Annotated in this window: 11 protein-coding genes; 9 read left to right on the top strand and 2 right to left on the bottom strand. The window is 68.0% G+C overall.

Features of this window, described 5'->3' with window-relative positions; genetic code table 11:
- Positions 1–13: 13 nt before the first annotated feature.
- The 4 genes from ACG10_RS05895 (at position 14) to ACG10_RS05910 (ending at position 4347) form a co-directional block, all read left to right on the top strand.
- Positions 14–1771: an acyl-CoA dehydrogenase family protein gene (locus ACG10_RS05895; protein WP_089167501.1), complete on the top strand. Its 1758-nt coding sequence runs from the start codon at positions 14–16 to the stop codon at positions 1769–1771.
- Positions 1772–1790: 19 nt separating this feature from the next.
- Positions 1791–2540 carry an electron transfer flavoprotein subunit beta/FixA family protein gene (locus ACG10_RS05900; protein WP_089167502.1) on the top strand — a complete coding sequence of 250 codons (750 nt, stop codon included), beginning with the start codon at positions 1791–1793 and terminating at the stop codon, positions 2538–2540.
- 1 nt (position 2541) lies between these two features.
- Positions 2542–3471 (top strand): electron transfer flavoprotein subunit alpha/FixB family protein, encoded by a 930-nt coding sequence (locus ACG10_RS05905; RefSeq protein ID WP_089167503.1) that lies wholly within the window; start codon positions 2542–2544, stop codon positions 3469–3471.
- 399 nt (positions 3472–3870) lie between these two features.
- Positions 3871–4347 (top strand): integrating conjugative element protein, encoded by a 477-nt coding sequence (locus tag ACG10_RS05910; protein ID WP_089167504.1) that lies wholly within the window; start codon positions 3871–3873, stop codon positions 4345–4347.
- Positions 4348–4445: 98 nt separating this feature from the next.
- On the opposite strand, the gene pobA is transcribed toward ACG10_RS05910, so the two are convergent.
- The gene (gene pobA, locus ACG10_RS05915; protein ID WP_089167505.1) at positions 4446–5630 is read right to left on the bottom strand and encodes a 4-hydroxybenzoate 3-monooxygenase; all 1185 of its coding nucleotides are present in this window, start codon (positions 5628–5630) and stop codon (positions 4446–4448) included.
- A 166-nt stretch (positions 5631–5796) separates the two neighbouring features.
- On the opposite strand from pobA, the gene ACG10_RS05920 reads away from it, so the two are divergent.
- Entirely contained in the window at positions 5797–6708 is a 912-nt protein-coding gene (locus ACG10_RS05920) for a helix-turn-helix domain-containing protein (protein WP_089167506.1), read from the top strand.
- A gap of 46 nt (positions 6709–6754) precedes the next feature.
- On the opposite strand, the gene ACG10_RS05925 is transcribed toward ACG10_RS05920, so the two are convergent.
- On the bottom strand, positions 6755–7240 hold the full coding sequence (locus ACG10_RS05925; protein ID WP_089167507.1) for a MarR family winged helix-turn-helix transcriptional regulator: 486 nt from the start codon (positions 7238–7240) through the stop codon (positions 6755–6757).
- A 307-nt stretch (positions 7241–7547) separates the two neighbouring features.
- Between ACG10_RS05925 and fadB the strand changes: the two genes are divergently transcribed.
- From fadB to topA, 4 genes are all read left to right on the top strand, one after another.
- Complete coding sequence (gene fadB / locus ACG10_RS05930; protein WP_089167508.1) at positions 7548–9695, top strand: fatty acid oxidation complex subunit alpha FadB; 2148 nt, start codon at positions 7548–7550, stop codon at positions 9693–9695.
- A 14-nt stretch (positions 9696–9709) separates the two neighbouring features.
- The gene (gene fadA, locus ACG10_RS05935) at positions 9710–10885 is read left to right on the top strand and encodes an acetyl-CoA C-acyltransferase FadA (protein ID WP_039805491.1); all 1176 of its coding nucleotides are present in this window, start codon (positions 9710–9712) and stop codon (positions 10883–10885) included.
- A gap of 92 nt (positions 10886–10977) precedes the next feature.
- Complete coding sequence (locus tag ACG10_RS05940) at positions 10978–11214, top strand: DUF1653 domain-containing protein (protein ID WP_039805489.1); 237 nt, start codon at positions 10978–10980, stop codon at positions 11212–11214.
- Positions 11215–11480: 266 nt separating this feature from the next.
- On the top strand, positions 11481–14087 hold the full coding sequence (topA, locus tag ACG10_RS05945) for a type I DNA topoisomerase (protein ID WP_089167509.1): 2607 nt from the start codon (positions 11481–11483) through the stop codon (positions 14085–14087).
- The last annotated feature ends 74 nt before the right edge of the window (positions 14088–14161 follow it).

The raw sequence follows: 14161 nt of genomic DNA on the forward strand, positions 1-14161 counted from the left end.
TGGAGGATTTCCCATGTGGCACTACCAGGCTCCGCTGCGCGACATGCGCTTCGTCATCGAGGAATGGTTGGCGGCGCCGGCCGACTGGCAACGGATGCCGGCCTTCGCCGCCCTGGACGTTGAGCTGGCCGCGCAGGTGGTCGAGGAGGCGGGACGCTTCGCCGGCGGCGTGCTGGCACCCTTGAACGCATCCGGCGACCGCCAGGGCTGCCGCTTCGACAACGGCCGGGTGACCACCCCGGACGGCTTCCCGGCCGCCTACCAGGCCTTCGTCGACGGCGGCTGGGCGGCGCTGGCCTGCGCCGAGGAGGACGGCGGCCAGGGCCTGCCGCAACTGCTCAACGCCGCGCTGCTGGAGATGATCTACTCGACCAACCATGCCTGGGCGATGTACCCCGGCATCGCCCACGGCGCCTACGAATGCCTGCGCGCCCACGGCACGCCCGAGCTGCGCGAGCGCTACCTGGCGGCCATCGTCAGTGGCGAGATCCTGCCGACCATGTGCCTGACCGAGCCGCAGGCCGGCAGCGACGTCGGCCTGCTGCGCACCCGCGCCGAGCCGGCTGCGGACGGCAGCTACCGGATCACGGGCGGCAAGATCTTCGCCTCCGGCGGTGAGCACGACCTGACCGAAAACATCCTTCACCTGGTGCTCGCCCGCCTGCCCGACGCGCCGCCCGGCAGCCGCGGCATCTCGCTGTTCCTGGTGCCCAAGCTGCTGCCCGACGGCCGCCACAACGCGGTGCGCTGCGACGGCATCGAGCACAAGCTGGGCATCTGCGGCAGCGCCACCTGCACCCTGAGCTTCGAGCAGGCCGAAGGCTGGCTGCTCGGCGAGCCGCACCGGGGCCTGGCGGCGATGTTCGTGATGATGAACTCGGCGCGCCTGCACGTCGGCCTGCAGGGTTTGGGGCATGCCGAGGCGGCCTGGCAGAGCGCCGCGGCCTATGCCGCCGAGCGCCGCCAGATGCGTGCCGTGCGCCGTCCCGAAGGCCGCGCCGAGGCGCCGGCCGACCCGATCCACTACCACCCGGCGATGCGCCGCACCCTGCTCGAACTGCGCACCCTCACCGAGGGCATGCGCGCCCTCGGCTACTGGACGGCGCACCTGCTCGATGAGGCCGAGCAGGGCGCCGATCCGGCGCTGCGCGCCCGGGCGGAAAGCCGGGCGCAGCTGCTCACCCCGCTGGTCAAGGCCTTCTTCACCGAGCAGGGCTTTCGCCTGGCCAGTTCGGCGCTGCAGGTGTTCGGCGGCTACGGCTACGTGCAGGACTACCCCATCGAGCAGACCCTGCGCGACAGCCGCATCGCGATGATCTACGAGGGCAGCAACGAGATTCAGGCCAACGACCTGCTGCTGCGCAAGGTGCTCGGCGACGGCGGTACCGCGCTGCGCGGCCTGCTGGAGACCTTCCGCGCGGAAGCGGAGGCCGCCTCGGCCCTGCCGGAGTGCAGCGCCTTCGCCACTGCTCTGGAGCACTACTGCGACCGCCTGGCGACCGCCGCCGAAGGGCTGGCCGCCGCCGCGGCTCAGGACCCGGAGCGGCCCTACCGGGCGGCGGGCGATTTCCTGCGCCTGCTCGGCCTGGTCGCCCTGGCCTTCGCCTGGGCGCGCAGTGCGCGCCTGTCCCAGGGGCGTGCGGCTGACCCGTTCCATGCCGGCAAGCTGGAGTCGGCGGCCTTCTTCTTCGCCTACCTGCTGCCGGAGGCGGACCAGCGCCTGGCGCTGATCGAGGCCAGCCGCCAGCCGCTGCCGTTCCTCCCCGAATGACCGAACAAGGAAAATCCCGATGAAGATCCTGACCGCCCTCAAGCGCGTGGTGGACTACAACGTCAAGGTCCGCGTCAAGGCCGATGGCTCCGGCGTCGACCTGGCCAACGTCAAGATGTCGATGAACCCCTTCTGCGAGATCGCCGTGGAAGAAGCGGTGCGCCTGAAGGAGCGCGGCATCGCCACGGAGATCGTCGCCGTGTCCGTCGGCCCGGCCCAGGCTCAGGAGCAGCTGCGCACCGCCCTGGCCCTCGGCGCCGACCGCGCCATCCTGATCGAGACCGACGAGGAGCTGGGCTCCCTGGCGGTGGCCAAGCTGCTCAAGGCGGTGGTCGACAAGGAGCAGCCGCAGCTGGTGATCACCGGCAAGCAGGCCATCGACAGCGACAACAACCAGACCGGGCAGATGCTCGCCGCGCTGACCGGCTACGCTCAGGGCACCTTCGCCTCGAAGGTCGAGTTCTCCGGCGACAGGCTCAAGGTCACCCGCGAGATCGACGGCGGCCTGCAGACGATCGAGCTGAAGCTGCCGGCCATCGTCACCACCGACCTGCGCCTCAACGAGCCGCGCTACGCCTCGCTGCCGAACATCATGAAGGCCAAGAAGAAGCCGCTGGAGACGGTCAAGCCGGCGGATCTGGGCGTATCCGTCGCTTCCACCCTGAAGACCCTCAAGGTCGAGGCCCCGGCCGAGCGCCAGGCCGGCATCAAGGTGGGCTCGGTGGCCGAGCTGGTGGAGAAGCTGAAGAACGAGGCGAAGGTGATCTGAGATGGCAATCCTGGTAATCGCTGAACACGACAACGCGGTACTGGCGGCCGCAACCCTGAACACCGTCACCGCGGCCCAGGCCATCGGCGGGGATATCCATGTGCTGGTGGCCGGCAGCGGCTGCGCCGCGGTGGCCGAGAGCGCCGCGAAGATCGCCGGGGTGGCCAAGGTGCTGGTCGCCGACGACGCGGCCTACGGCCACCTGCTGGCGGAGAACGTCGCGCCGCTGATCGCCGGCCTGGCGAAGAACTACAGCCATGTGCTGGCGCCGGCCTCGACCAACGGCAAGAACTACCTGCCGCGCGTGGCGGCGCTCTTGGATGTCGACCAGATCTCCGAGATCGTCGCGGTGGAAAGCGCCGACACCTTCAAGCGGCCGATCTACGCCGGCAACGCCATCGCCACCGTGCAGTCCAGCGCGCCGATCAAGGTGATCAGCGTGCGTGCCACCGCCTTCGACGCGGCGGCGGGCGAGGGCGGCTCGGCCTCGATCGAGGCGCTGGCCGGTGCGGGCGAGGCGGGTAAATCGAGCTTCGTCGGCGAGGAGCTGGCCAAGTCCGACCGTCCGGAGCTGACCTCGGCGCGGGTGGTGGTCTCCGGCGGGCGCGGCCTGCAGAGCGGCGAGAACTTCCAGCTGCTCTATGCCCTGGCGGACAAGCTGGGCGCGGCGGTGGGCGCCTCGCGCGCCGCGGTGGATGCGGGATTCGCGCCGAACGACATGCAGGTCGGGCAGACCGGCAAGATCGTCGCGCCGGACCTGTACATCGCGGTGGGGATTTCCGGTGCGATCCAGCACCTGGCGGGGATGAAGGACTCGAAGGTGATCGTGGCGATCAACAAGGACGCCGAGGCGCCGATCTTCCAGGTGGCTGACTACGGGCTGGTGGCGGATCTGTTCGAGGTGCTGCCGGAGCTGGAGCGGACTCTCTGAACCGGCTCCCGCGGGGTGGGTTGGGCTGCAGGCCGCAACCTACCGACCGGCCGCCAGGCCGGCAATGGGATACCTGTCGGTATCCTTGACGGGTTACGCCGCTGCGCGGCTAACCCGCCCTACGAAAAATCCCTCGTCGACAATGGCTTGCAAGCGGCAGGCTGGGAAGCGCACGCAGCAGTTGGCGGTGTGCTGAGGGTCTTCGCGCCATTCCCCGCCGATTGCAGGGGTAACCGGATAGGCCTTGTCGTTGACAATTTCGCCGCGATCCATCGAATGCTCTACGGTTAGTCTGTCGGGCCAAGGGAATGGGCGACAGGGACGATCGACGGATGGTTCTGATTGGGGAACACTAGCCCGCGTGGCTGACGGCTCCTTCCTCCTGATGGCGAACGATTCATGACGGCGATGATCCTGATGAATACGTGGCGCAGACGGATGCTCTGTTGCGTCCTGGCCGGCCTGCTCCCGGCATGCACATCGGTGGGGCCGGGGCCGGGCGAGCGTCAATCCGAGCGTCCGAAACAGGCCGCCTCCCTGGCGCCGTGGGAGGCCGAGATGCTTCCGGTGGTTTCCTGGAGCCTGTCGCCCGGTCCGGTCGAGAGCCGTGCGATCGATGCTCCAGGCCTGCGGCCGGTGTTCCTGGTCGGCGATGACAGCCTGTCCAAGAGCTGGCTGAGGCTGCGGCGGGACCGGTTGCGGCGTCTGAACGCGCTCGGTCTGGTGGTGAACGTCGCTTCGCCTGCGGGCCTTGCGGAATTGCGCCGGCTGGCGGAGGGACTGCGGCTGATCCCGGTGACCGGCGACGACCTGGCGGCTCTGCTGGGGTTTTCCCATTACCCGGTGCTGGTCACCTCCACCTACATCGAACAATGACCATGGTCTCCGATGCCCTGGCCGGCTGAACGGCGAATCGCCCCGCCCGGCAGGGGGCTTTCCCTGTCGAGCGGGGCGGCTTCTTCGATGTGCCGGACTCAGGCGACCTCTTCGTAGGGCAGGCCGACGTAGTTCTCTGCGATGGTCACGCGGCCCGCTTCGGAGTTGAGAAAGTACTCGCGGTCGGCCAGCTGCATGCGCCTGTCGAAGGCGTCGCTGCCGGCGAAGTCGTGCAGCAGGTTGGTCATGAACCAGCTGAAGCGCTCGCCCTTCCAGACCCGGCGCAGGGCCAGCTCGGAATACTTCTCCAGCAGGTCGGTGCGGCCTTCCCGGTAGACCTTGTCCAGGATGCGGAACAGGTAGCAGACGTCGCTGCCGGCCAGGTTCAGGCCCTTGGCGCCGGTCGGCGGGACGATGTGCGCCGCATCGCCGACCAGGAACAGCCGGCCGTACTGCATGGGCTCGACCACGTAGCTGCGCAGCGGCGCGATGCTCTTCTCCAGCGACGGCCCGGTGACCAGCCTGTTCGCCACGTCGCCCGGCAGGCGGCGCTTGAGTTCGTTCCAGAAGCGCTCGTCGGACCAGTCCTCGACCTTCTCGCTCAGCGGCACCTGCAGGTAGTAGCGGCTGCGCGTCGTCGAGCGCTGGCTGCAGAGCACGAAGCCCAGGTCGGTGTGCGCATAGATCAGCTCCTCGTGGACCGGCGGCGTGTCGGACAGCAGGCCGAGCCAGCCGAACGGATAGACGCGCTCGTAATGCGACAGCACCTCGGCCGGGATGGTCTTGCGCGACACGCCGTGGAAGCCGTCGCAGCCGGCGATGTAGTCGCAGTCGATGCGCTGGGTCTGGCCGTCCTTCTCATAGGTGACGTAGGGCGTTCCGTCCTTGAGGCCGTACAACTGCACGTTCTCCGCCTCGTAGACGATCGGCGCGCCGCTGGCCTGGCGTGCGTCCATCAGGTCGCGGGTGACTTCGGTCTGGCCGTAGACCATCACCGTCTTGCCGCCGGACAGCCCCTTGAGGTCCAGGCGGATGCGCCGGCCCGAGCAGACCAGCTCGATGCCTTCGTGGACCAGGCCTTCGCGGTCTATGCGCTCGGCCACGCCGGCCTCGCGCAGCAGGTCGACCACGCCCTGCTCGAGCACGCCGGCACGGATGCGGCCGAGTACGTAGTCGGGGGTGTGACGTTCGAGGATCACGTTGTCGATGCCGGCCTTGTGCAGCAGCTGGCCGAGGAGCAGGCCGGACGGACCGGCGCCGATGATTGCCACTTGAGTCTTCATTCTTATTGTCTCTCTGGTTGGGGCCGGCCAGCCTGTGCAGGGCCGGCTTCGCTGAAGGCCTCTGCATTTTTGTTCAATGGATTCGCGAAAATAAGGTGATTTAGGCAGTATTACCGGTACTTTTGGATTATCCGTTCGGTTATCGAGCGAGAGGAGTTCGCGCCCCATGAAGTCGATCGCGCCCGATATCCCGGTGTTCAAGCTGTACGGGGAAGCGCTGGCCTGGCCGACGCCGGACCTGCTGCACTGCGAGTCGATTGCGCAACGCAGCAGCCTGCATCACTGGGAGATCAAGCCGCACCGCCATGCCGACCTGTTCCAGCTGCTCTACGTCCAGGAGGGCGAGGCGCTGGCTGAGGTGGAGAACCAGCGCCTGCGCCTGGCCGAGGCGGCGATCCAGGTGGTGCCGCCGCTCTGCGTGCACGGCTTCCGCTTCTCCGAGGACATCCAGGGCTACGTGCTGACCCTGGCCGCTCCTCTGGTGGCGCATCTGGAGGAGCTGCTGGGGCACAGCCTCGGAGTTCAGGGTGGCTTCGCCTGCCATCCGGCTGGCACGGACCGCGCCTGGCTCGATCTGCTGTTCGAGACGCTCTTTCGCGAGTACCGGGGGCACGAGCCGGGGCGCGAGCTGCAGCTGCAGTCGCTGGTCAACCTGCTGATGGTCTGGCTCGGCCGCCGCGAGCGTCGCCGCGCCGCCCCGCTCGGCGCCAGCGAGCGCAGTCGCCAGTACCTGGCGCGCTTCATGCGGCTGGTCGAGCAGCACTACCGCGAGCACCTGCCGGTGGACGAGTTCGCGCACCGCGTCGGGCTCTCCGGCGTCCACCTCAACAGCCTGTGCCGCCAGCTGGTCGGGCAGAGCGCCCTGCAGGTGATCCACCAGCGCCTGCTCTTGGAGGCCAAGCGCAACCTGATCTACACCGCCATGACCGTCAACGAGCTTTCCGATGCGCTCGGCTTCAACGATCCGGCGTACTTCTCGCGGTTCTTTCGCCGCCTCGCCGGACAGTCGCCGAAGGCCTTCCGCCAGACGGCGGTTGCCGGCAGTACGTCGTTGCCGAATCAGGACGATGAAGGGTGAGGAGGGAGCAAGACGGCGCGGCGCTTCCAGGCTGCGCCGGGCGGATTCAGCGGTAGATCTTGTGCAGCAGCCCGATCAGTTGCTGGCGCTCCTCGGCGCTGAGCGCCGCGGTGGCGTCCAGGTCGCTCTGCGCGGCCACCTCGCGCAGCTGTTTGAGCAGCGTTTCGCCGGCCTTGCTGAGAAAGATGCCGTAGGAGCGCTTGTCCGGCTTGCAGCGCACCCGCACCGCCAGTCCGCGGCTTTCCAGCTTGTTCAACAGGACCACCGCCTGCGGTGGCTCGATGGCCAGCGCGCGGGCCAGGTCGGCCTGCATCAGGCCGGCGTTCTGCTGGATGATCGCCAGGGCGGTGAACTGCGCCGGACGCAGGTCGAAGGCGCCGAGGCGGCTGACCAGATGCTGGAAGACCTTGAGCTGGGCGCGGCGCAGGGCATAGCCGATCAGCTCGTCGAGGGAGGCGTCCAGCGGGCCGTCAGCGGGCTGGGCGGCGGCCTGCGGATCGGCGGCCGGGGTGGGGCTGGACTTGCGGGGCATGGGGATGTGCGGTTCCGATTAGTTAATCTGCATAAAAATTCTGCAATGCCCGGCGGAAACTATCCAGAGGCAATCTTTCCCGCGTGCCACCTCTTGCCCAAAGGGGCGCTCGGGTGCTGAATGCAGCCATGGCCCGCCGTCGACGGTTCGTTGTCGTAAGAATGTCCGATGGCCGGCTCCCGGGCCGCGCAACTATCCTGAAACCAGCGCCGGGCAACGCTGTCCGCAAGCGATCCGGCTGCGGCGGTTCGCGTGATGCGCGGCCGGCCGACGTGGCCAGTGCAGCTTCTATTGGGAGAATCAGTCGATGATCTATAAAGGGAAAGCCATCCGGGTCCAGGCCCTGGGGGATGGCATCGTCGAGATGCAGTTCGACCTCGAGGGCGACTCCGTCAACAAGTTCAACCGCCTCACCCTGAACGAGTTCCGCCAGGCGGTGGACGCGCTGCGGGCGGAGGCCTCGCTCAAGGGCGTGCTGGTCACCAGCGCCAAGAGCATGTTCATCGTCGGCGCCGACGTCACCGAATTCCTCGAGCTGTTCCGCGCGCCCGAGGAGGAGCTGCGCGGCTGGTGCCTGGAGATCAACCGGATCTTCTCGGACTTCGAGGACCTGCCGGTGCCGACCGTGGTCGCGATCAACGGCATGGCCCTCGGCGGCGGCTTCGAGATGTGTCTGGCCTGCGACTTCCGGGTGATGGCCGAGTCGGCCAGGGTGGGCCTGCCGGAGGTCAAGCTGGGAATCAACCCGGGCTTCGGCGGCACCGTTCGCCTGCCGCGGCTGATCGGCAGCGACAACGCCATCGAGTGGATCGCCGCCGGCAAGGAGAACGGCGCCGCCGAGGCACTGAAGGTCGGCGCGGTGGATGCCGTGGTCGCCGACGAGCGGCTGCGCGAGGCGGCCCTCGACCTGGTGCGCCGGGCCGCCGCCGGCGAGCTGGATTTCCAGAGCCGCCGCCAGCCGAAGCTGGAGCCGCTCAAGCTCGGCAACATCGAGCAGATGATGGCCTTCGAGAGCGCCAAGGCCTACGTGGCCGCCCAGGCCGGCCCGCACTACCCGGCGCCCCTGGCCGCGGTGAAGACCATCCAGAAGGCCGCCAACTCCGGCCGCGAGGCCGCCCTGGAGATCGAGGTCGGCGGCTTCGTCAAGCTGGCCGCCACCTCGGTGGCGCAGAGCCTGGTCGGGTTGTTCCTCAACGAGCAGGAGCTCAAGCGCAGGGCCAGGAAATACGACAAGAACGCCCGCGAGGTGAAGCTGGCGGCGGTGCTCGGTGCGGGCATCATGGGTGGCGGCATCGCCTACCAGTCGGCGCTCAAGGGCACGCCGATCCTGATGAAGGACATCCGCGAGGAGTCCATCCGCCTGGGCCTGGCCGAGGCCGACAAGCAGCTCGGCAAGCGGGTGGAGAAGGGACGGATGACGGTGCGGCAGATGGCCGAGGTGCTCAATGGCATCCGCCCGACCCTGTCCTACGGCGATTTCGGCCAGGTCGACCTGGTCATCGAGGCGGTGGTCGAGAAGCTCGAGGTCAAGCAGGCGGTGCTTGCCGAGGTGGAGGCCCAGGTGAGGGAGGATTCGGTGATCGCCTCCAACACCTCGACCATCTCCATCAGCCGGCTGGCCGGCTCGCTCGAGCATCCGGAGCGCTTCTGCGGCATGCACTTCTTCAACCCGGTGCCGCTGATGCCGCTGGTCGAGGTGATCCGCGGCGAGCGCACCAGCGAGCAGACCATCGCCACCACCGTCGCCTACGCGCGCAAGATGGGCAAGACCCCGATCGTGGTCAACGACTGCCCGGGCTTCCTGGTCAACCGCGTGCTCTTTCCCTACCTCTCCGGGTTCACCCGGCTGTTGGCCGCCGGCATCGACTTCCAGCGCATCGACCGGGTGATGGAGGCGTTCGGCTGGCCGATGGGGCCGGCCTACCTGCTCGACGTGGTCGGCATCGACACGGCGGTGCATGCGCGCAACGTGCTCGCCGAGGGCTATCCCGAGCGGATGAAGGAGGAGGGCGACACCGCCATCGACGTGCTGCTGCGCGCCGGGCGCCTGGGCCAGAAGAGCGGCGCCGGCTTCTACGCCTACGAGCGCGACGGCAGTCCCAAGCCGAAGAAGCTGGAGGACCCGCAGGTGGCCGAGCTGCTCCGCCCGCTGGTGCGCGAGACGCGCGAGCTGGACGACGAGGAGATCATCAACCGCCTGATGCTGCCGCTGTGCCTGGAGACGGTGCGCTGCCTGGAGGAGGGCGTCGTCGAGTCGGCCGCCGAGGCGGACATGGGCCTGATCTACGGCATCGGCTTCCCGCCCTTCCGCGGCGGTGCGCTGCGCTACCTCGACGCCCTGGGCGTCGCCCGTTTCGTCGAGCTGGCTGACCGCCACGCCGACCTGGGGCCGCTCTACCAACCGACCGAAAAACTGCGCGACATGGCCCGTCAGGGCCAGACGTTCTTTGCCTGAGGGGGAGCCGAGTCATGAGTCTGAATCCGAAAGACGCGGTCATCGTCGACTTCGCCCGTACCCCGATGGGTCGTTCCAAGGGCGGCATGCACCGCCACACCCGCGCCGAGAACCTTTCGGCGCATCTCATCACCCAACTGCTCGAGCGCAACCCGCAGATCGACCCGGCGGAAGTCGAGGATGTGATCTGGGGCTGCGTCAACCAGACCCTGGAGCAGGGCTGGAACATCGCGCGCATGGCCGCGCTGCTGACCCCGATTCCGCACAGCAGCGGCGCGCAGACCGTCAACCGCCTGTGCGGCTCTTCGATGAGCGCGCTGCACAGCGCGGTGCAGGCGATCCAGACCGGCAACGGCGAGGTGTTCGTGGTCGGTGGCGTCGAGCACATGGGGCACCTGCCGATGACCCACGGGGTCGATCCGAATCCGCGGCTGTCCTTGCAGGTGGCCAAGGCTGCCGGGATGATGGGCCTGACCGCCGAGATGCTGGCCATGATGCACGGCGTGAGCCGCGAGCAGCAGGACACCTTCGCCCTGCGCTCGCACCAGCGGGCGCATCGCGCCACGCTCGAGGGCCACTTCGCCGAGGAGATCGTGCCGACCGAGGGCCACGACGAGCACGGCCTGCTGCGGGTCTTCGAGCAGGACGAGACGATTCGCCCGGACACCACCCTGGAGGGGCTGGCCAAGCTCAAGCCGGTGTTCAACCCGAAGAGCGGCACCGTCACCGCGGGCAGCTCCTCGCAGATCACCGACGGCGCCTCCTGCATGATCGTCATGTCCGGCCAGCGCGCCCGCGACCTGGGCCTCCAGCCGCTGGCCGTGGTGCGCGCCATGGCAGTGGTCGGGGTCGATCCGTCGATCATGGGCTACGGTCCGGTGCCGGCCACCCAGAAGGCGCTGGCGCGGGCCGGGCTCTCCATGGCCGACATCGACTTCGTCGAGCTCAACGAAGCCTTCGCCGCCCAGGCCATTCCGGTGCTCAAGGACCTCAAGCTGCTCGATGCGCTGGACGACAAGGTCAACCTGCACGGCGGTGCGATCGCCCTGGGCCATCCCTTCGGCTGCTCCGGGGTGCGGATTTCCGGCACTCTGCTGAACATCATGCGCCAGAAGGGCGGCACCCTGGGGCTGGCGACCATGTGCATCGGTCTCGGCCAGGGCATCGCCACCGTCTTCGAGCGGGTCTGACGCCCTGCGTGGCACTTGCGGGGACGGGGCCTTGTGCCCCGCTCCCGCTGTCCCGCGTCTCTTCGGTGCATCCACCCTACCTGGAGAACGCCATGACCGTGCAACCTGGTCTCTACCGGCATTACAAGGGCGCCGAATACCGTGTGCTCGGCGTGGTCCGGCACTCCGAGACCGAGGAGGAGCTGGTGCTCTACCAGGCCCTGTACGGCGATTTCGGGCTGTGGGTCCGGCCGCTGGCGATGTTCGCCGACAACGTCGAAGTTGACGGTCGCCAGATGCCGCGCTTTGCTTTGATTCGAGCGGAAAGCGCGACTTTTCCGGCCATGTAGGCCACAAGTACGGCCGTGCCGCCCTTGACCGCACATCGGCGGCCACTATATATAGCGCCGAGCTAGAGCCTTGCGGTCGGTTGGTTGAATCACTTTCGGCATCCGAGGCCCTGATACTGCGTTGCCGCTCCTCGCCATAGCCTGGCTATGACCCGTCACAGCGCCTTGTCTCGGAATCTCCCTCGGCCGGACTTGCTCAAGCACCGGCTCGGCGGGCCGATAGACGCTCCCCGCTTTCATCTCTCGAATTAGGAATACTCCGATCCATGGGTAAATCGCTGGTCATCGTGGAATCCCCGGCCAAGGCCAAGACCATCAACAAGTACCTGGGCAGCCAGTACGTGGTGAAGTCGAGCATCGGCCATATCCGTGACCTGCCCACCAGCGGCTCGGCCAGTACCGCCAGGGAGCCGGCCAAGCGTGGCAAGAGCACGGCCGAGGCGCCGGCGCTGTCGCCCAAGGAGAAGGCCAAGCGACAGCTGTTCGCGCGCATGGGGGTCGATCCCGAACACGGCTGGAAGGCCCACTACGAGATCCTGCCGGGCAAGGAGAAGGTGGTCGACGAACTGCGCCGCCTGGCCCAGGAAGCCGACACCATCTATCTGGCCACCGACCTGGACCGCGAGGGGGAGGCCATCGCCTGGCACCTGCGCGAGTCCATCGGCGGCGACGACAGCCGCTACAAGCGCGTGGTGTTCAACGAGATCACCAAGAAGGCGATCCAGGAGGCCTTCGCCCAGCCGGGCGAGCTGGACATCAACCGGGTCAATGCGCAGCAGGCGCGGCGCTTCCTCGACCGGGTGGTCGGCTACATGGTTTCGCCGCTGCTCTGGCAGAAGATCGCCCGCGGGCTGTCCGCCGGCCGCGTGCAATCGGTGGCGGTGAAGCTGATCGCCGAGCGCGAGCGGGAGATCCGCGCCTTCATCCCCGAGGAGTTCTGGGAGATCCATGCCGACCTGGGCACCGCCAAGGGCGCCCAGGTGCGCTTCGAGATGGCCAGGGAGAACGGCGAGGGCTTCCGCCCGCTCAACGAGGCCCAGGCGCTGGCCGCGCTGGAGAAGCTCAAGGCCTCCAGCTACCGGGTGGCCAAGCGCGAGGACAAGCCGACCCGCAGCAAGCCCTCGGCGCCCTTCATCACCTCGACCCTGCAGCAGGCGGCGAGCAACCGTCTGGGCTTCTCGGTGAAGAAGACCATGATGATGGCCCAGCGCCTGTACGAGGCCGGCTACATCACCTACATGCGGACCGACTCGACCAACCTCTCGGCCGATGCCCTGGAGATGGCGCGCGGTTTCATCGAAGGCGAGTTCGGCGCGCAGTACCTGCCCGCACAGCCCAATCTCTACACCAGCAAGGAGGGCGCCCAGGAGGCCCACGAGGCGATCCGCCCCTCCGACGTCAACCTGCAGCCGACCCAGCTGTCCGGCATGGAGCGCGACGCCGAGCGGCTCTACGAGCTGATCTGGCGCCAGTTCGTCGCCTGCCAGATGCCGCCGGCCGAATATCTGTCGACCAGCGTCAGCGTCCAGGCCGGCGCCTTCGAGCTGCGCGCCAAGGGCCGCATCCTCAAGTTCGACGGCTACACCCGCGTGCTGCCGCAGCTGGCCAAGCCCGGTGAAGACGACGTACTGCCGGACATGGCCGAGGGCGAGGGCCTCGACCTGCTCAAGCTCGACCCCAGCCAGCACTTCACCAAGCCGCCGGCGCGCTACAGCGAGGCCAGCCTGGTCAAGGAGATGGAAAAGCGCGGGATCGGCCGGCCCTCCACCTACGCGGCGATCATCTCCACCATCCAGGAGCGCGGCTACGTGACCCTGCAGAACCGCCGCTTCCATTCCGAGAAGATGGGCGACATCGTCACCGAGCGCCTCGCCGAGAGTTTCGCCAACCTGATGGACTACGGCTTCACCGCCAGCATGGAGGAGCATCTGGACGACGTGGCTCAGGGCGAGCGCGACTGGAAGCACCTGCTCGACGAGTTCTACGGCGACTTCAGGAAGAAGCTGGACATCGCCGAGTCCAGCGAGGCGGGCATGCGCGCCAACCAGCCGACCCTGACCGACATTCCCTGCCGTGAATGCGGCCGGCCGATGATGATCCGCACTGCCTCGACCGGCGTGTTCCTCGGTTGCTCGGGCTACAGCCTGCCGCCCAAGGAGCGCTGCAAGTCGACCATCAACCTGATCCCGGGCGACGAGATCGCCGCGGACGACGAGGGCGAGTCCGAGTCGCTGCTGCTGCGCAACAAGCGCCGCTGTCCGAAGTGCGGCACGGCGATGGACGCCTATCTGCTCGACGAGCAGCACAAGCTGCACATCTGCGGCAACAATCCGGACTGCTCCGGGTACGAGATCGAGGAAGGCCAGTACCGGATCAAGGGCTACGAGGGCCCGAGCCTGGAGTGCGACAAGTGTGGCAGCCAGATGCAGCTCAAGACCGGCCGCTTCGGCAAGTTCTTCGGCTGTACCAACGCCGCCTGCAAGAACACCCGCAAGCTGCTGAAGAGCGGCGAGCCGGCGCCGCCGAAGATGGATGCGGTGAAGATGCCGGAGCTGCGCTGCGAGAAGGTCGACGACGTCTATGTGCTGCGCGACGGCGCCTCCGGCCTGTTCCTCGCCGCCAGCCAGTTCCCGAAGAACCGCGAGACCCGCGCGCCGCTGGTCCTGGAGCTGCTCCCGCACCGGGACGAGATCGACCCGAAGTACCACTTCCTGCTGGATGCTCCGGCCAAGGACCCGGAAGGCCGCCCGGCGGTGATCCGCTACAGCCGCAAGAGCAAGGAGCAGTACGTGCAGAGCGAGGTCGAGGGCAAGCCCAGCGGCTGGCGCGCCTTCTACCAGGACGGCCGCTGGGTGGTCGAGGACAAGCGCTGATCCACGCCGTTCGCCGCGTTTTCCCGCCTGCAGGGCACCCGCCGTCGGAGACGAAGGGTGCCGTCCGTGCGGCG

The organism is Azotobacter chroococcum (assembly GCF_002220155.1).
Taxonomy (GTDB): Bacteria; Pseudomonadota; Gammaproteobacteria; order Pseudomonadales; family Pseudomonadaceae; genus Azotobacter; species Azotobacter chroococcum.